Source organism: Rickettsia felis URRWXCal2 (genome assembly GCA_000012145.1).
In the GTDB taxonomy this organism is placed as follows: Bacteria; Pseudomonadota; Alphaproteobacteria; order Rickettsiales; family Rickettsiaceae; genus Rickettsia; species Rickettsia felis.
On record CP000053.1, the window covers coordinates 856,776 to 875,192 of the forward strand.

Sequence of the window (18,417 nt, forward strand, 5' to 3'; positions counted from 1 at the left end):
ATACCTTTTTTCTGGATTCCCGCATATGCGGGAATGACATAAGAGCCGTGCAACAACGCTCCGCCTACGACGGAATGACATAGAAGAGTACCGGAATGACAGTAACAATTACCAAGCAAGAGCTGCGGCTTTATTTCAAAGAATTTTTAATAAAAAACCAAGATAAGATTAATTCCGACTTAGTCAAAAACTCCCTAATCAATAAAATTAGCCGGTTATTAAAGGAGTTAAAAGTAAAGACAGTAGGACTTTACTATCCTCTAAAATACGAGATTAACTTACTTGAAATAACAACCTTACATCCTGAAATAAGATTCTTCCTACCGAAAGTTATAAAAAATGAGATAAAATATTGTCCTTATCATTATAACGATCAGTTGGCTTTAGGTGCTTTTAAAACCTATGAACCTATAAATAATGATTGTGTTATTCCTGAATTAGTTATTACCCCAGGACTTGCGTTTAGTAAGGACGGTTATAGACTTGGATACGGCAAAGGACATTTTGACCGATATCTTAATAATAACTGAAATATATTGGCTGTCGGAGTTTGTTTAAAAGAGCAGTTAATAGATAATTTTCCGGTTGAACCTCATGATCGTAAACTTGATTTTATTCTATGTCATTCCTGCGAAAGCAGGAATCCAGGGAAATAACTTCAATATTGATACAGAGGTTACATAATTTGATAAAATTGTTGTATTGCTCGGTGTACCTTTTGCTTTTTTTGCACAAGCAGTTGGAGATTGGCTAGAAATAGGACAAGTATCCGGCGATACTCAGACTGGAGATATTTGCTTTCAATTAGCATTGATAGGAGTAGGGACACTTATCATCGATCAGGCATTTAGTAACTTGCCTGATGATGTATACAATGAATATGTCAAAATAGTACAAGATAGTGAGATACAAGTTACATTAATTGGCTAATTTTTTTCTATTCATATATAGGCTACAAATTATTTGATTTGTAGCTTTTTTCTTATAAGTTATTACACAAACTTATTATTTCATCTTTATATTTTTGTTTGTGTAAATATTTGCTTTTTAAATTTAGATTTTTAAAATCCTTGTGATTCAATGGCGGGTATTTACTAAGCTTTATTAAATCTTCATCTAAAATAAAATGCTTACGAGGAATATTTATAGTTTGTGCATTCTCTTCACGATAAGCTGCAAGTGCTTGAATTTTACGGTTAAAACTCTCATCATCACTTCTATATTTTATTTTTTTCCACGCATTTTTCGGCTCAACCTTATAATTTCTAACATCTAATAAAGAACTAAGAGTAGTTTGGTATTTATTAGTTAAATTATTTCTAATAATTATATTATTTAGCTCTTTATATATCTTATACAAATACTCCACATCTAACATTGCATAATTTAACATATCACTAGTAATAGGGCGTTTTAGCCAGTTAGATTTTTGGTGGGTTTTATCGATAGTAATGCCTATTAGCTTATAGCAAAGGTCATCATAGCTTAGCTGTTTACCGAATCCGCAAATATTTGCTGCAATTTGTATATCAAAAACATTAGAAGGTAGGGTTTTAAATAAATTATAGAAAATCTCTAAATCTTCCCGAGGAGCATGAAATATTTTAGTAATATTATTATCTGCAAGCAACTTATTAAAAATATTCAGATCTAAATTGCTTAACGCATCAATTATTCCGCAATATTCTTCTGCTTTAACTTGAATTATACTAAGCTGAGCATAATAGGTATAGCGACGCTCAAATTCCGTATCTATGCTTAAGCATGTCTTATTTGCTAACTTATTACAAAATTCTTCTAATGTTTTTTGATTATCAATAATTTGCATAGAAGCTATTTATAAAGCTCCGATAATTTTTAAGAAAAGATTAGTATGAGATAACGACAAGACAACTTCAAGACCGATTAAAATAATAATAATCCACTCAAGTTTGGTAGAATGTTTATAATTAAGGTCATTTGAAAGAATGTCTAAAAGCTCGTGAATCATATTAAGACGATGATTCATTATATTTTGCCGTATTTCTATGTCTTGAAACTCTGCCGTCATCAGATATAGAGGCTCATAGCTCGGACGACGCCAAAAGAATTCTGGAGTATCGAATATATCGCTATGCAAACTGATTGAATAACGCTCGTTAAATAATATACCTATTTGCTGTAATATCTCCTTTTTTGAAAGCGATACGCTGCCGGTTCTAGCTAGTTCCTGCTGAATAGGAGTGGTCTGAACAATCAAGTTACTAACGGATTGCTCAAGAACGCTAAGTTTAACCGATTGTGCAAGAGCATGGGAAATAGAAAGTTTAACAAAGACTGATTTATCTGCTAAGATTATTTTATTTTTTTCTTCATCAATAAATGTTTTCTCAACTTCTGTATTATATTCAAAATAAATATAATCAGATACCGGCTCTTTGAGCTTATTTACTGTTACTAAATCAGTATCGCTTAAAACTATTTTTTCTTGAATTTCATCGCCGCCCCAAATAGTTACACAGCCAAACGGAAAGAAAAATATCTCTATAAAATCAGAATCTTTATTTATCTCTTTCCGAATATATAAAACATCGTCAAAATGCTGAGGCTCAAGACCAATCTTTTTTAAATTAGTAACTAGATCACTCATCTTATATTCGGAAGAAGTACAGTAAGATGAACATCTCATGATTATTAAGTTTAATTTATATAAATTTAGAGTATAGTAGTTAGGCACCTATAAAGTCAATAATATTATAATTATGTATGAAATATTAAGTAATAGAGAGATTATCAAAATAATAGGTTTAGATTCGGTAAAGTTCCTACAAAATCTTGTTACCAATGATATTTGTAAGAGCAGCTACTGTTATACCTATTTGCTTAATAATCAAGGAAGATATTTATTTGATTTTTTCGTGTATGTTCATAAGCTTGAGGAAATTTACCTTGATATTGATAAAAGTAATAAAGCTGCTTTGATAGAGTATTTAAACTTCTATAAATTTCGCTCAAAAATACAAATAATAGATTGTAGTGAAGAGTATAAAATTGTCTATTCACATCAAAAATTAGATATAGACACGCTAGTTACGTCTCGTGATCCGAGATATTCTATGCTTGGTTTTCGTTCAATATTGTCATCCCGTGGCTTGACCACGGGATCCAGAAATACAGGTAAACAAGACTGGATCCCGTGGTCAAGCCACGGGATGACAATATACCTCGAAGATAAATATAATTTCGCAATAATAGACGGTGTGGAAGATTTAATCACAGATAAATCCATTCCAAATATGTACGGTGCTGAGGAGTTAAATGCAATTAGTTTTGATAAAGGCTGTTATGTTGGGCAGGAAGTTATTTCAAGAGCTAAATATCAAGGGGTTATAAGAAGAAAGATATATAAAATTACAGCAGATGAAGATTTATCCTCATTAGTTAAAGATGAAGAAATACTCGCAGATAACGATAAAATCGGCGTAATATGCACAAGTTACCGTAATAAAGCAATCGCCTTAATTAGAGAAGAAAAATATCTTGCCTGTAAAAAATCTGATATCACAGTTAAAGGAATTAAAATAAACTTATCTCTCGCACCTTGGTATTAAATAATAGTTAATTTTTTAAAAATTATTTGGTATTCATTAAGTTTTCATGTATTATATCTATTATAACTAGACGTAAACCATATTTCATGGTATTTTTTATAAAAAATTAATATAAGTTGGATACTTTTATGACTACACCTTTTCAACTTATACAAGAATTTAAATTTACTGAGGCTGTTGGGTTATTAGCATCAACTAATATAAATGAGCGAGGAAATATAATATTTCAGCTAAAAAAAGCTGATGATACCCTAATTCCTTACGCAGCAATTAGTGTTAATGCTTTAGAAGCTTTATGCTTTATGAACTCTGTATTATCTCTAACTTCTAATTCTTTAGAACAATTAAACGGTAGAGGGATGATATTAAAAAATTGTATTAAAGCTGCATATAATAAAATGAAAAATTATGATAATACGATTTGGGATGGACGAGACAATAACGGTAATAGCACCGCTCAGTGGCTTGCTTGGGGTGGGGCTGCAACAGCTTCGAGATTTATTAAATAAACATCCTGAGCTTATAGAAGACGAGAAAACACTTCCACGTAATGTTTTTGATGTCACAATGGAAGTTGAGCATTTAACTGCTAGTCAAAAAGAAGAATTATATAAAGTTTTAAGTGATAAGAAAATAGCTACGCCGCATAGAGCCATAAAATCAGGAAAGTTAGAACCTGCGTATAGTGTGTTAAATGAAAATAATGTAAATGATGAAACTACACAGGCTTTAACTATTAACGGCGTGCAAGTAATGAGTAATACAAAACTTACCCCATTTACTGCAATTTGTGCGTTATCTCACCTAGAGCATTTGCAAAGTAGTATACAAAAATATGCTTTGGAAATGTTTGAGAAAATGAAAGAATTTTTTAACACTGACTGGAAACTAAAAGATTCTGCGGATTGTACTTTGTTTCAATGGGGAGCTTGGACAAACAGTTCAAAACTAGTTGAGGCTTTTGTCAAACTTGAAAATTCTCAAGAACTTATTGAGATAGAACAAAAAGCTCTTAGAAATGTTTTTGATGTAGCTATGCAACAACCACATATAACTGAGAAAGAAGCAATAAGTCACATTTTAATTTCTAAAGGAATATTTTTAAACGATGTGAACATATTTTTAAATGCACTTAAAAATATTAAATTAAAAGATATAATATTAAAAGAAATAAACGAACATCCTAAGGAAATATTTTCTCAAGTTGCAGATAAAATAATTACTAAATATGGCGAATTACTCAATGCTCTTAAGAATGACAATGTTCGTGATAATAATATGATTGCAAAATACATGCAAGAAGCTAATGAAGTAATTACTGAGATATTTAAGAAAGAAAAAATAGATGTTAAATTATTATTACAAAAAGAAATTGTACCAAATAATAAATATGAATCTACATTTTTACACTGGTTACTAGAGCTTGGTAACAAAAATTTAGAAAATCTTGTAAAACGCTATGACCAAGAAAAGCAACTTAATTTTTACGTAAAAGATAGTCAGAAGACTACAGTAGCAGAATGGATTGCTAATTATAGAATGGATTTGTTAAAATCTTTAGCGGATAATGGGTATTTGAATTCAGATAATAAAGACGAGAATATCAAAATATTAACTGCGTTAGTAACAAATACTAGTAAAGTTAATACTTTAAAAGAAATTGCTCCTTTAGTTAAAAGTTTAACGGAGCATGAGCCTCCTTTGTTTTATGATAGACTTGATTCAGTAAAAGACGTTATTAATAAATCAACTCCTTTATCAGGCGATTTTCAGTTATGCTTGGATTACATAAATAGCTATGAATCTAAAATGGAAACCCTAGGAAATGACTTTAATCCTTATGATTAGAAGAACTTGATTGGATTCCCCTCTAAGCGGGAAGACGTTGTTGCGTGGACACCACCCCGTCATCGCGAGAAAATTGCATAGCAATTGACGAAGCAATCTAGTAAAAATTCTGTAAGTCAGAATTTTTTTATTATTTTTTCTGGATTGCCGCGTCGCCTACGGCTCCTCGCAATGACGGGGTGGTGTCCACGCAATAATGCCATACGGGAATGACATCGAGTCTTATAACGCTCATGTGCATTTAGCTAGGAATGACATACTTTTTTAACTCCACAAAAATATTGTTTGTTTCTTTTTTTATCTTTATTATTATTTGCATAGAAAATACCTATAACTTAACTCTATGCCAAATATCGACCTCCTTATTTTTACTAGCTTTTTAGCGATTAATTTGCTAGTTGGACTTCTAAATATAAAAAATATTCGTGAATATGCGATAGGAAAAAGGAATTTTTCTACAGGTACGATAGTTGCAACTCTTATTGCTACTTGGATCGGTACTAGTACTTTTTTAATCGATAATTCAAGAATATATACGGACGGGTTATTTTACTTATTACCTAGTATATTCGGTAGCGTCGTTAGTTGGTTATTAATTAGTTACTTTATAGCTCCTCGTTTTGAGAATTTTTTGGGTAGCTTATCGGCAGCGGAAATAATAGGGGAGGCTTACGGTAACAAAGTTCGTATTCTTACGTCGATAGTTAGTATATTAATGTCTATAGGTAGGATTGCCATGCAATTCCACGTAGCAAGTTTAATATTACAGCTATTCTTTAATATTTCAAATTTTTACATAGATTTATGTATTGCCACCGTAATAATAAGCTATTCTGCTTTTGGCGGTGTAAAATCGGTTACTTTTACCGAAGCCGTACAGTTTTTTACCTATAGTGCAATTATTCCGGTAATAGGAATTGTCGTACGGAATGTTTTTAGCGATCCGCACATAGTTATAGACTCAAACGTACAGACTCGTCTAACTGATTTACAAGGATTGTTTCACTATACTAGTCCTAAATTTTGGATTTCTTTAAATATTTTTATATATTTTGCGATTCCGTCGCTTGGTCCTTCAATTTTTCAAAGAATATTGATGGCAAAAGACACAAAGCAAATATCAAAAACATTTTTTATTTCGGCAATTATTTGTCTTTGTTTATCCGCCTTATTTATTTGGATTGTAATATTATTACTATCTCAAGATCCAAGTGTTAACACTAATGAATTGTTTTTACGGATTATTAAAAGTTATATAGGATTTAAGGGATTAATTGTCGGTGTTATTATGGCAATGATAATCTCAAGTACTAACTCTTATATTAACGTTGCAGCGGTAACTTTTACTAATGATATCATTAAAAAGGCTTCTCTAAATAATAACTATATAACCGCAATTACTATAGGATTAATAGGTTTTATTATATCACTCTATACGAAAGATTTAATAAATCTATTTCTATTATTGACTAGTATCTATTTGCCGCTAATCACTTTGCCGTTAATTTTGTTAATATACGGTTTTAAATCAAGTGCCAAAAGTTTTTTTATCGGTATGATTGCTGCAATATTAACTATTATATTGTGGCAAGTATTTTCTTTAAGAGCAGTTTTAGGTATTTATCCGATATTGCCTGCAACTATCGTAAATTTAATCTTTTTCCTTGGAAGTCATTATATTTTAAAACAACCAGGAGGGTTTAATTCTTTAAAAGAGCCGTTAGCCGTTAAAATAATCAGGCAAGAGAGAAAAAGAAAATTTTTGACTTTATTTCGTGATCTTAAGAATTTTAACATCTTTAAATATTGGGAAAGCACCCTACCAAATCAAGAAATTACTTATAGCTATGTCGGTATATTTATTTTAATATCGATGTTCTCATCTTTATATACCACATCGGGTAGTAAAATAATGAACCATTTGGAGATATATAATATTATTTACCATACCACCCTTATCACTACTGCAATATTAATCACTTATCCTTTATGGTCTTTAAAATTTAAAAAGAATTATATCTTTATCTTGGTTTGTTGCTACTTTCGTTATATTAATATTTTTCGGTAGTTTACTTGTTATATCAAATAGTTTTGATCAGCTGCAATTAATGTGTTCGATAATTAACTTACTTATAATTGCAACGATATTCAGGTGGCAAGCTACTTTACTTATGACCGTTACAGGCGTGTTTGCTAGTATAGAGTTTTATAAATATTTTATGGATGAGAAGTTATTAATTAGCATAGATAGTTTTCAATTCAAAGTAATATATTTCCTAACCTTATTTAGTAGCCTTTTAATAGTATTCTTAAAACCAAGGCAGGAGCAAGAAAGATTAGTTAACCTAAAAAATACTCATTTAGGTAATAGAGTTAATTATAGAGAGCGGGAATTAGAGAAGTTACTTGATTTGAAACATGAGTTCTTACGTAATATAAACCATGAAATCAATACACCCCTAACCGGTATTATTAGCCTTAGTGAAACCTTATGGGCTAATTATGATAAATTTAATGAAGATCAACGCCGTAGTGCTGTAGAGATTATAGCTAAAAGCTCTATTAGACTAAATAGTTTGATAAATAATATTCTAGATTTTTCAAAATTATCCAGTCTTAATTATGAATTAAATAAAGAAGATATAAACTTAAGCGAAGTGCTGCACGAAAGAATTCAAATATGTAAGAAACTATATCTAAACGGCAAAACCTTAAATTTTGTATCTGATATTGAAGAGAATATAATATTTAACTGTGATCCTCATTATATTAAACATACATTCGATAATCTAATAATTAATGCTCTCAGCTATTGTAGTGAGGGAATAATAAAAATTGATTTACAAAAGCAGAAAGACAGTATTGTATTCAGTATAAAAGACGATGGAGTAGGAGTGCTGAAAGAGGAATTGCAGAGTATATTCGGCGTATTTGTCGTAAGCTCTAAAACACGTACACCGGCAGGAGGTAGAGGAGTAGGGCTTGCTCTCTGTAAGAAAGTAATAGAACTGCATGCCGGAAAAATTTGGGCAGAAAACGATAAACAGGGCAAGACTCAGTTTATTTTCACAATGCCTTTGTGATTTACCAACTCGTCATTGCGAGGAGCGTAGCGACGTGGCAATCTCATAAAGTAAGACTCCTGAAATTGCTTCGTCAAAATTTTCAATTTTTCTTCGCAATGACGCAAAATCAAGCCATAAATTAAAACCCTTATCTATGAAAAAGATTATTTTTAACAAACAACGAGATTTGATATCAATTATAGCACCGGCGTCAGGCTGTCTTGATGCTCGGGATAAATTAAAAGAAGCTATTAAAATACTAGCTTTGCATGGTTTTAAAACTTTAATAGATGATAAGATTTTTTTAGGTGATGAATTGCTCTTTTTCGCTGCTCCTAAAGAGGAAAGGCTGAGAATGTTTAAAGAGGCTATGGAAAATGAGCAGGTTAAAATAATTTGGGCTTTTCGCGGTGGATATGGATGTAGTGAATTTGTAGAAGATTGTTTTAATATAAAGCAAAAAGGTGATAAAATCCTGATAGGCTATAGCGATATTACCGTTTTACATTTATTACTAAATAACCATTATAATATCCCAACTATACACGGTTCAGTATTAACCTCGTTACTACCGCCTACTAATCAGGCTATTATTCCTATAATAGATGTTCTTGAAGGGAAAAAGAGTGAAATACAACTTATACCTATAAATAAAATTAGCGAAGAAAATATAACAGGCAAGATAACAGGCGGCAATTTAACGGTTTTTAGCAAATTGATAGGAACTTCTATTGACCTAAAAAAGGATAATATATTACTGCTTGAAGACGTTAATGAAAAAGCTTACGCCGTACATCGTAATCTAGTTCAGTTAAAAAATGCCGGTACATTTGAATGTATAGAAGCAATAATTTTCGGTGATTTTACCAAAGGGGATGAGTTTGTAGAACAAGCTATAAAAAGTTTTTGTTTAAATCATATTCCGCATATAGAAGCTTATAAAGCTGACGGGATAGGGCATGGAGAGGTAAATCATCCGGTTATTATGAATCATGAAGTAATTATAAACAGTAATGTTTTAAGCTTTACTAGCCCTTTCGAAATAGTAGAAAACAAATGACAAATTCTATCAGAATAGGTACAAGAAAAAGTCCGCTTGCTTTAATACAAACTAATTTAGTTATTCAACAAATCAAACAATTTTTTCCTGATATTAATTGTGAAATAGTACCCATTATTACTAGCGGTGATTTAATCCAAAATAAACCATTATACGATATAGGAGGTAAAGCTTTATTTTTAAAGGAAATAGAGCAAGCTTTACTTGATAAAAAAATTGACTTAGCGGTTCATTCTTTAAAAGACGTACCTGGTAGAATACCCGAAGAGCTAGTAATAGCTGCTATTTTAGAGCGTGAAGACCCTAGAGACGTGTTTGTTTGTTTAAATTATAAATCCATAGAAGAGCTACCGCAAAATGCCGTAATAGGTAGCTCGGCAGTACGAAGAAAAGCATTTATCCAAAAAATAAGATCGGATTTAAAGGTAACGGTTTTTAGGGGGAATATTGATTCAAGAATAAAAAAGTTAATGACCGCCGAAGTTGACGCAACGATTTTAGCATATGCAGGGCTGAAAAGGCTCAGGGCGTTTAATCCGGAATATTGCCATTTGATAGAGTATTCGCAGATGTTGCCGTGTATAGGGCAGGGAGTCATTGCAGTTGAAATACGACAAGACGATAATGCTATGCTTGAGATATGTAACCAAATTAATCATCTTCCTACCTTTGAGCTAATAAAGCCAGAAAGAGCTTTTTTAGAATATCTAGACGCTAATTGTCGTACGCCAATTGCCGCTTACTCTAAATATTTAGATGCGGATAATATACAAACCGATTTCATGCTCGGCAACCTCGATTGCAGTAAAATAATCTTCCACACCGAAGTCACCGATATAAATACCTCAAAAGAAGCAGGCATAAAAGCCGCTAAGATGATGTTAAATCAACTGGATAAATAGATATTTCGGGAGTATACTCCTTAAATATCTAAATTTGAAAAGATTGATTTTATATTTCAAAATAATGCATTTGAAGTTAAAAATTGCTTCTTCTATACAAATAATTAATAACTTTTTAATCGAGGAATATATGAAAACAATTTTACTTGTAGCACTACTTAGTTCTCAATATATGGGTGACAACAGTAATACATTAGGCATTAGAACGGCATTAAGCGAAGGTTATGAGAAAGAAGGCTTTACGGTTGAGAATGTTGAGATAAATATTGAAGAATTAGAGAACGCTCAAATAAATACTAATCAAGCAGAAAAGCAAGTCATTTATAGGTGCAGGGCTTGATGGGATCAAAGGATTTGATATCTTAAAATCAACAAAAAATAATAGTAAATTTATTTGGAGCGGCCATCAGCTACCAACGGAAGTAAAGGATGATTTAGAAGTTTTAGATATGATATCCTTGCCTTTTTATGCTTTAAACGAAGAACAAAAGAAATACATTAAGCAAGCGAATCCTGAAATTAAATTAATAGAAACTATAGGCATACCTCATAACCTTACAAAAGAAGAATGTATAAAAGATTATAATGATTTAAAAAATGCCGAAAAGATTCCTTCTTCTCATAAAGGCTATATAATTACATGTTTAGCAGGTGATGCACCGGATGCACAAGGAAATATAAAATTTTATACAGAAAATGAAGCATATGAGTTAGGAAAGCAGTTAGCTAAAATTGCAAAAGATCAAAATATGATACTTTTAGCAACTAATAGTCCTAGAAAAGGTCAATATAATCCGGAAACCAAAGGAAAACTTTCAGTACACCAAAAAGAAGATCAATTAGATAAAGTTAGTCAAAAATTCTTAGATGGAGTTAAATCAGAAGGAATAGACCGAATATTTGAAAATTTTGTATTTGGAGTAAAAACTATATTTAACGGGTATTTAGGGGCAGCTTTAGAAAATCAACAAAGCATAGTAATTATTCCGGGCGAATCTTCAAGCCAAGTGACCGTAGGTACAAATTTATTACCGGGGCAGGTATATATCAAACCTAATCAGGCAATGAATGATATACATAAATTACAAGTAAATAAATTATCGGAAAAAGGGATAAAGATATTCAACGGTGATGAAAAAGTATTAACTCCGTATCCTCCTATCATAATTCCTAATGATGCAAGTATAATAGCAGAGCAGTTTATCGAATTTAATGATGCTGAACTAATGGGTAATAATACTTAAATATTTGAGGAATATATTTAATAACTTTGGCGGGGAGCGTGGGACGTTATGCGAACCTTTAATGAGTTTAGATTAGAGCTTATTAAGCCTATGCTTAAGCATTATTTACTTAAATAATCTTACACCGTATTGTAACAAATTTTGTTAAAAAATATTTCTTGTTACCTTTTTAGTAAGCATAATTCATTTATATCTTTTGCTAGTCCTGACAATTCTTCATTAATTCGATCAAAGCAACTTAACCAAGGAAAGTGTCCTGTATCACATAGTTCGATTATTTTTATGTTAGGACGAGACCATTCCGTATTTTCTAAAAATAGTTTAATAGGAAGTGACCTATCATCGTGACTTCCAATAATTAATGTCGGTAATTTATTGGGTATCCAGCTATATTTATAAGAGTTATAAAAATTTTGACTAGCCCATATTCTTGTTTTTATATTATATGAACAAAGTTCTAATAACTGCTTTCCAACTGGGATTTCATGTTCACAAAATATATATGAGATGTTTGCATAAAAAAATGTCTTTAATTGATCATCTGTCGGGTTTGTATATAACTCCTCTATATCATTGGTTATATCCGGTAAATTATATTTAGTAGCAGTTTCTTGCAATAATTCCGTCCAAGAACTATTTGGAGTACTATTCATTATAATTAAACCAACTAATAAATTTTCTAAATTATCTATAGTTAATGCAAGCATACCGCTAAAAGAGTGGGTAACAAGTATACAAGGTGTTAATTTATTTACTACTTCTATTAAAGCCCGCTTTCCAATCTTCATAACTTATTTCTTCAGTATTACGATTATCGCCGTCCCCAGGAAAATCACCTATATATAATGAACCTTGTAAATCTAATTTTGATACAAAATCAATCAAGTAATTAGATCCCATGCCAGGACCGCCGGGAAGAAAAAGCCAATTAAGTTTACAAACACTATTTTCTTTTAATTTATTTAACCTATAATTTCTTACGAATGAATAATTAGTTTTCATTCCTTCCTCTTTCATATAAATTCCTTATATTGTTTTAACAAAAACAGCTATACATACTATAAACTTATTTTAAATATTTAATGTTTAATTTTATGCAATTATTTTATTAAATTCCACCTACGCTTAAGTTTTGTTATGTCTTAATTTGAAAACTACAAAAGTATAATATAAATTTTTGTGAAGCAAGAAATTTGTTAAGTCAATTAACTAAGAATGATGTAGAATGTTTAGCAGATATTTTAGATCAGTTTTAAAAGGAAAATTTTTTAAATTAAAATTTGCTTTACCTTTGTAATACCTTACTTATGTAAATCAAGCTGGTGGGGAACATGGTACGTTATGCGAACCTTAAAGTAGTACAGATTAGCGTTAGTTTAGACTACACTTAAGCCTTTTCCTTTAGGTAATTTTATATGAAAAAGCTCTTGACTCTATAACAATAGAATTATATAAGTTGAAATAGTGTAAGTAAATTACACTAAAAGAAAGTAATTTGTACGAACCTACTATTCAGATGAAAGAGGACATAATAAAGTTTCTAGTTGGAATTGGAATAATAGGCATTGTCGTGTGTTATTTCATGATCAAGGAACACATTAATGCAGAAATTAACTCTGGGGCTTTGAAACTATTTGAAAGAAGAAAGGAAGAATTAGAATTTATACTTCAACAAAAAAAACAAGTAATAGTTCAAGAAATTAATGAGCGTACAAGTTATAATGTTGCTATAAGAAAAGCATTTGAAGAAAACTATATTAAAGGGCGTCATTGGTTAGCTGAATATATTGCTGAAGCCGATAAAGCTTGTGATAGTAAGATTTCTCATTATCTCCAGACAAAAAAGCATCCTGCTCCTAGTGCAGCCAAAGCAGTACAAGAAGCAAAGGCAGAAAAAAGAGCATTATTAAAGCAAGTTAAGTTTCTAGAATATCAAATTAAAAGCTATAAAGAGTATTTTCCATTTTTAGAAGAATTTGAAGAAGAGATAGTAAATGAGCATATTGATTTTATAACCGAAAACACTTCTGACATTATTGATAATATTGATCGTGCTGCTCTTTATCTTAGTAAAGAAGAATATCAGAAGTTATCAACAGAAAAGCGTAATCAATTAGCGTTAGATCGCTATATTGAACGAACTAAAGAAAAGTAGGAAATTGGAAGATTATATGAAAGGTTCTTAGGATATAAATATGAGTCTGAAAAATGGAATGTATCTTATATTGGTGCCATAAAAGGCTATGAAGACATGGGAAGAGATCTTATTTGTATGAAAGATGGAAAAATACATATTGTTCAAGCAAAGTGTTGGTCAGCTGATAAAACAATTCACGAGAAACATATATTTCAACTTTATGGTACAACCTTATGCTATGAGTTAGAAAATAATATACCACTTGGAACAGTAATACCAATTTTTGCAACCACTACAAAATTATCAAAAGTTGCCCAAGCAGTTGCTTCTCGGCTTGGAGTTATGATAAAAGAGATCCCTTTAGAGAAGAAATATACCATGATTAAATGCAATGTAAATCAGGGTAATAAAATTTATCACTTACCGTTTGATTAACAATACGATCGAGTAAAAATTCAAGGTAAAGAAGAATTATATGCTGCTACAGTAAAAGAAGCTGAGACCAAAGGTTTTAGAAGAGCAAAACGCTATTTTATTCCTACTTAGTAATTAGGTAAAGATTTATATAGTATTGGCGGATAGGGTGGGATTCGAACCCACGGTACGGTTGCCCGTACGCCAGTTTTCAAGACTAGTGCCTTAAACCGCTCGGCCACCTATCCAAGAAGATTCATACCAAATAATCTTATATATTTCAAGGGAAATCTTGAAATATATAAATTTAAATTACAAATCCGAATTGTTCTTTCACTTCGTTAACCGTTTCAGAGGCTCTAATTCTTGCTTTTTCTGCTCCTTTGTGCAGTATTTTTAATAAATATTCTTTATCATTCATTAATTCTAAATATTTATCACGTATTGGTTGTAGATTTGTAATAATAATTTCTGCTAAATCCTCTTTAAATTTTGAAAAACCTTGGTTCTGATAATTATTGATTATTTTTTCTAAACTTTCTTCGGATAAACTTCTATAAATATCTAATAAATTACTAATTTCCGGTCTTGTTTCTTTATCATAGCTAACAAAGCTTAAATGATCAGTTTTGGCTTTTTTTATTTTTTGATGAATAAGATCATTATCGTCTTTTAAATTGATACGGGAAAAATCCGAAATATCAGATTTACTCATTTTCTTTAATCCATCCCGTAAGCTCATGATTCTTGTACCTGTTTCACTAATTAAAACCTCAGGAACTTTTAGAATTTCTTTATCAAATCTCCTATTTATCACCCCTGCAATATCTCTTGTTAGTTCTAGATGCTGTTTTTGGTCTTCACCGACAGGCACTATATCAGCTTTATATATAAGTATATCAGCTGCCATAAGTACCGGATAAGAAAATAACCCAAGGCATGCTTTCTCTTGATCGCTTCCGGCTTTATCTTTAAATTGCGTCATTCGCTTTAACCATCCAAGCGGTGTAACACAATTTAGTAGCCAAGCAAGTTCTGCATGCTCTTTTACCATACTCTGGGCAAAAATCGTTACTTTGTCGGGGTTAAGCCCTGCTGCTAAATAAACGGCAAGAACCCCCATAATTGAATTATTAAGTTCTGAGGGCTTAATATCAACCGTGATAGCATGCAAATCCGCTAAGAAGAAAAAACAATTATATTCTTCCTGCATTTTAACCCAGTTTCTAATTGAACCTAAATAGTTACCGAGATGTAAAGAACCGGTTGCTTGCACACCGGAAAGAACAGTTTTTTTCATTATAATACCTTATTTATTTTACTCGTTGTAAAATTATGTTATATATACTCGATGAACTTGAAAAATTGGCAACAAAGTTTTTCATTTTTAATCCTCACGTAGATTTAACTACACTGCGGTTAAAAATCTCAAAACGCCTTGCTCTTTTTCAAGTTGATCTTCGTATACTAAATTATATTAATTTTTTGTTAAATTATGCTTTGGCGTTTAAGAATTTTATCATTTTACGGATTATTATCGTTATTTACATTTATTTTTTTTCTTATATGTTACATACCCGTAACATTTTTCAATGTCAACTATCAAATAAGATACAGAATTGCCATTATTTTTTCTTATGCTTTTGTGTGGCTTGCAAAAATTTGTTGCGGTCTTAAATATGAGGTAGAGGGGCTTGAGAAATTACCGAAAACAATCTCAATAGTCGTGTCTAATCACCAATCTTTCTGGGATCAAATGTTTATGCAACTGATTATTCCTAAACATTCTTGGGTATTAAAGCGTGAATTATTTAATATACCCTTGCTTGGTTGGGGGCTTCGGATGGTTAAACCTATTGCGGTTGACCGTGGTACTAATAGCTCGGTTGCTCAGATTTTAAGAGAAGGTCAGGAAAAAATAAAAGAAGGGTTATGGTTAATAATATTTCCGGAATCAACCAAAGTCCCACCTGATAGAACAGTGAAATTTAAGCCAAGTGCCGTAAAGCTTGCTTCAATTACTAAAGTTCCAATTGTAATGTTGGCTCATAATGCCGGTTTATTTTGGCCTAGAGGCTTTTGGTTTAAGCAGCCTGGAACTATAAAGGTAAAGATTATAGGTGTAATAGAAAAAGAAGAAATAGAACAAACAGACGTACGTATACTTAATGACAAGGTTGAGCAAATTATTAACAGTGAAAAGCAAAAATTATTAAATTAATATTAGGTTTTAAAAATAATTAGTATTATCATAAAATTACAACCTAGTTCTTATGGAGGTATTTATGGTAAGTACAGCACCGTTAAAATTAATTGCAGTTATCGATAGTAAACAAATGATGCTTTACGACGCGTTGGGGATTAAAATTACTACTAATAAACCTTTAAAATTATCTTTGGATTTAGAGGAACATCACCACCATAGAGAAAAAAGACAAAGCCTTTACCAGAATAAATCTACCCCAGGATCACTTTTTGAGCCGCATACTTCGCTAAAAGACATAGAACATAAAGAAGCAGCAAGGAGCGTTATTAAACATTTAGAGAAAGTAACTACTGCTGATCAAGCTAAATATAAGGAATTGATTATTGTAGCAGAACCGCAGATGCTTGGATGTGTTAGACAAGAACTTAAAAACGGTCTAAAAAAGATGGTTACTAAAGAAATCGCTAAGGATTTAGTACAACATAGTACAGATGCAGTCGAGCGAGCAGTATTTTCTTAGACCAAATAGTATTAACAGCTTTTTCGTCATTGCGAGGAAATTACGTAGTAATTGACGAAGCAATCTCAGGATATTTGATGAGATTGCCACACTCCTTTCAGTTGTTCGCAAGATATTGTTGCGTGGACCGGTAAAACCCACTATGTCACCCCGTGGCTTGACCACGGGGTCCATAAAAACAATAAAAAATACTAATATTTTAGTATTTTTAACTGGATCCCGTGGTCAAGCCACGGGATGACATAGGTGAAATTGATCCACTCAACAATGCCCGCTCACAATGACGATCATTTAGCGGTGTCGTTTAAAAATTTTTCAAATTGTTTTAAGTTATAGCTTTCAAACTCACCGTTTTTTGCCTGCTTAAATGATTCTAATGTTTCTTTATTAGGAATCTTAATATGTGGTTTGAAAGGCAAACCGCCGCTATTTATACATTGATTCAGGAATATCCTCATGGCTTCCGACATAGTCATACCCATTTGCTTAAATATTTCTTCTGCTTCTGTCTTTATATCTTCTGAAACACGTAACCTAATATCTACAGTATTCATAATCATAATGCCTATTTAGTTATTATCCGCTATTTTAGTATATATGGCGGCATGCGTCAATACAATCATATTTTAATTAAGAATAGTTGCACTAATAAGAAAAAGTGGTAAAATATCATATCGAACAAATTAAATATTATGAATAATTATGCCGCAAATTTATTTTAACGGTCCGGAAGGACGAATTGAAGGAAGATATGCAAAAGCTACTTCGCCTAATGCCCCTATTGCATTAATTCTTCATCCTCATCCTTTATATGAGGGTAATATGAATAATAAAGTAGTTTATAATGCCTATAAAATTTTAGCAGATAACGGTTATACCGTCTTACGTATTAATTTTAGAGGAGTAGGGGGATCGCAAGGTAAATTTGATAACGGAGTCGGTGAAGTTGTTGATGCTGGGGCAGCTCTCGACTGGTTACAGCAGAATAACCCAAATGCTCAGTCCAATCTAATATTAGGTTTTTCTTTCGGAGCATGGATAGCTATACAGCTCGTAATGAGACGTCCGGAAATAAATCATTTTATTGCTATTTCGCCGCCGGTTAATACAATTCATAAATATGACTTCTCTTTCCTTTCACCTTGTCCCATCCCAGGGTTTATATTACAGGGAGATAATGATAGTATAGTATCGGCAGATGATGTAAAAGACCTAGCAAATAGATTATCTAAGCAACAATCCCATATTAAAGTTGATTATAAAATTATCAATGGGGCTGACCATTTCTTTCGTTATAAAACTGAAGAATTTTCTAAAGCAATAAGTGATTATTTAATAACGATCCAATCTAATTATCATCACCATAATAACAATGTAAATGAAGAAGTTAGTAAGAGCCAAAAGAAACTATTTTTATATTAGGTTTTATCT

The 18,417-nt window shown here is 31.5% G+C and carries 19 protein-coding genes, 1 tRNA gene and 2 pseudogenes; 15 read left to right on the plus strand and 7 right to left on the minus strand.

Annotated elements, in window-relative coordinates; all coding sequences use genetic code 11:
• The first annotated feature begins 107 nt into the window (after positions 1–107).
• Positions 108–656, plus strand: a pseudogene (locus RF_RS04325) (5-formyltetrahydrofolate cyclo-ligase).
• A 46-nt stretch (positions 657–702) separates the two neighbouring features.
• Entirely contained in the window at positions 703–930 is a 228-nt protein-coding gene (locus RF_RS04330) for a hypothetical protein (RefSeq protein ID WP_039595004.1), read from the plus strand.
• Positions 931–982: 52 nt separating this feature from the next.
• Here RF_RS04330 and RF_RS04335 read toward each other — a convergent pair whose 3' ends face one another.
• Entirely contained in the window at positions 983–1,828 is an 846-nt protein-coding gene (locus RF_RS04335; protein WP_011271137.1) for a ribonuclease D, read from the minus strand.
• Positions 1,829–1,837: 9 nt separating this feature from the next.
• Positions 1,838–2,629, minus strand: coding sequence for an RMD1 family protein (locus RF_RS04340; protein WP_039595005.1), 792 nt, complete (start codon positions 2,627–2,629; stop codon positions 1,838–1,840).
• Between the two features lie 112 nt (positions 2,630–2,741).
• Between RF_RS04340 and ygfZ the strand changes: the two genes are divergently transcribed.
• The 8 genes and pseudogenes from ygfZ (at position 2,742) to RF_RS04370 (ending at position 11,709) form a co-directional block, all read left to right on the plus strand.
• Positions 2,742–3,590 (plus strand): CAF17-like 4Fe-4S cluster assembly/insertion protein YgfZ, encoded by an 849-nt coding sequence (gene ygfZ / locus RF_RS04345; protein ID WP_011271139.1) that lies wholly within the window; start codon positions 2,742–2,744, stop codon positions 3,588–3,590.
• Between the two features lie 128 nt (positions 3,591–3,718).
• Positions 3,719–4,099 carry a hypothetical protein gene (locus RF_RS04350; protein ID WP_011271140.1) on the plus strand — a complete coding sequence of 127 codons (381 nt, stop codon included), beginning with the start codon at positions 3,719–3,721 and terminating at the stop codon, positions 4,097–4,099.
• On the plus strand, positions 4,017–5,438 hold the full coding sequence (locus tag RF_RS08115; protein WP_143549680.1) for a hypothetical protein: 1,422 nt from the start codon (positions 4,017–4,019) through the stop codon (positions 5,436–5,438). Before RF_RS04350 ends, RF_RS08115 begins: the two co-directional genes overlap by 83 nt.
• A 343-nt stretch (positions 5,439–5,781) precedes the next feature.
• Positions 5,782–8,521 (plus strand): annotated as a pseudogene (locus tag RF_RS11475) (sodium:solute symporter family transporter).
• A 136-nt stretch (positions 8,522–8,657) separates the two neighbouring features.
• A complete protein-coding gene (locus tag RF_RS04360) occupies positions 8,658–9,563 on the plus strand; it encodes an LD-carboxypeptidase (RefSeq protein ID WP_011271144.1) in 906 nt (301 codons plus the stop codon).
• Positions 9,560–10,465 (plus strand): hydroxymethylbilane synthase, encoded by a 906-nt coding sequence (gene hemC, locus RF_RS04365; RefSeq protein ID WP_011271145.1) that lies wholly within the window; start codon positions 9,560–9,562, stop codon positions 10,463–10,465. The genes RF_RS04360 and hemC overlap by 4 nt, the downstream gene beginning before the upstream one ends.
• 130 nt (positions 10,466–10,595) lie before the next feature.
• Positions 10,596–10,805, plus strand: coding sequence for a hypothetical protein (locus tag RF_RS09940; RefSeq protein ID WP_143549681.1), 210 nt, complete (start codon positions 10,596–10,598; stop codon positions 10,803–10,805).
• Positions 10,806–10,914: 109 nt separating this feature from the next.
• Positions 10,915–11,709, plus strand: a complete 795-nt coding sequence (locus RF_RS04370) for a hypothetical protein (protein WP_011271147.1) — start codon at positions 10,915–10,917, stop codon at positions 11,707–11,709.
• A 161-nt stretch (positions 11,710–11,870) separates the two neighbouring features.
• Here RF_RS04370 and RF_RS04375 read toward each other — a convergent pair whose 3' ends face one another.
• Together RF_RS04375 and RF_RS04380 are read right to left on the minus strand one after the other, a co-directional pair.
• Positions 11,871–12,497 (minus strand): alpha/beta fold hydrolase, encoded by a 627-nt coding sequence (locus RF_RS04375; RefSeq protein WP_011271148.1) that lies wholly within the window; start codon positions 12,495–12,497, stop codon positions 11,871–11,873.
• On the minus strand, positions 12,457–12,726 hold the full coding sequence (locus tag RF_RS04380) for a hypothetical protein (RefSeq protein WP_011271149.1): 270 nt from the start codon (positions 12,724–12,726) through the stop codon (positions 12,457–12,459). Before RF_RS04380 ends, RF_RS04375 begins: the two co-directional genes overlap by 41 nt.
• 565 nt (positions 12,727–13,291) lie before the next feature.
• On the opposite strand from RF_RS04380, the gene RF_RS04385 reads away from it, so the two are divergent.
• On the plus strand, positions 13,292–13,864 hold the full coding sequence (locus RF_RS04385; RefSeq protein ID WP_039595014.1) for a hypothetical protein: 573 nt from the start codon (positions 13,292–13,294) through the stop codon (positions 13,862–13,864).
• 78 nt (positions 13,865–13,942) lie between these two features.
• A complete protein-coding gene (locus tag RF_RS04390) occupies positions 13,943–14,281 on the plus strand; it encodes a restriction endonuclease (RefSeq protein ID WP_486598757.1) in 339 nt (112 codons plus the stop codon).
• 137 nt (positions 14,282–14,418) lie between these two features.
• Here the strand turns inward: RF_RS04390 and RF_RS04395 are convergent.
• Positions 14,419–14,508 (minus strand) — tRNA-Ser (locus tag RF_RS04395).
• Between the two features lie 59 nt (positions 14,509–14,567).
• Positions 14,568–15,560 (minus strand): tryptophan--tRNA ligase, encoded by a 993-nt coding sequence (gene trpS / locus RF_RS04400; protein ID WP_011271152.1) that lies wholly within the window; start codon positions 15,558–15,560, stop codon positions 14,568–14,570.
• Positions 15,561–15,755: 195 nt separating this feature from the next.
• Here trpS and RF_RS04405 point away from each other — a divergent pair, with 195 nt between their 5' ends.
• Both RF_RS04405 and RF_RS04410 read left to right on the plus strand, forming a co-directional pair.
• Positions 15,756–16,481 (plus strand): lysophospholipid acyltransferase family protein, encoded by a 726-nt coding sequence (locus tag RF_RS04405; RefSeq protein ID WP_011271153.1) that lies wholly within the window; start codon positions 15,756–15,758, stop codon positions 16,479–16,481.
• 64 nt (positions 16,482–16,545) lie between these two features.
• Entirely contained in the window at positions 16,546–16,986 is a 441-nt protein-coding gene (locus tag RF_RS04410) for a host attachment protein (protein ID WP_039595012.1), read from the plus strand.
• 287 nt (positions 16,987–17,273) lie between these two features.
• Here the strand turns inward: RF_RS04410 and RF_RS04415 are convergent, their stop codons facing one another.
• The gene (locus RF_RS04415; protein WP_175265500.1) at positions 17,274–17,540 is read right to left on the minus strand and encodes a type II toxin-antitoxin system RelB/DinJ family antitoxin; all 267 of its coding nucleotides are present in this window, start codon (positions 17,538–17,540) and stop codon (positions 17,274–17,276) included.
• Between the two features lie 148 nt (positions 17,541–17,688).
• Here RF_RS04415 and RF_RS04420 point away from each other — a divergent pair, with 148 nt between their 5' ends.
• The gene (locus RF_RS04420) at positions 17,689–18,408 is read left to right on the plus strand and encodes an alpha/beta hydrolase (RefSeq protein WP_011271156.1); all 720 of its coding nucleotides are present in this window, start codon (positions 17,689–17,691) and stop codon (positions 18,406–18,408) included.
• Positions 18,409–18,417 lie beyond the last annotated feature (9 nt).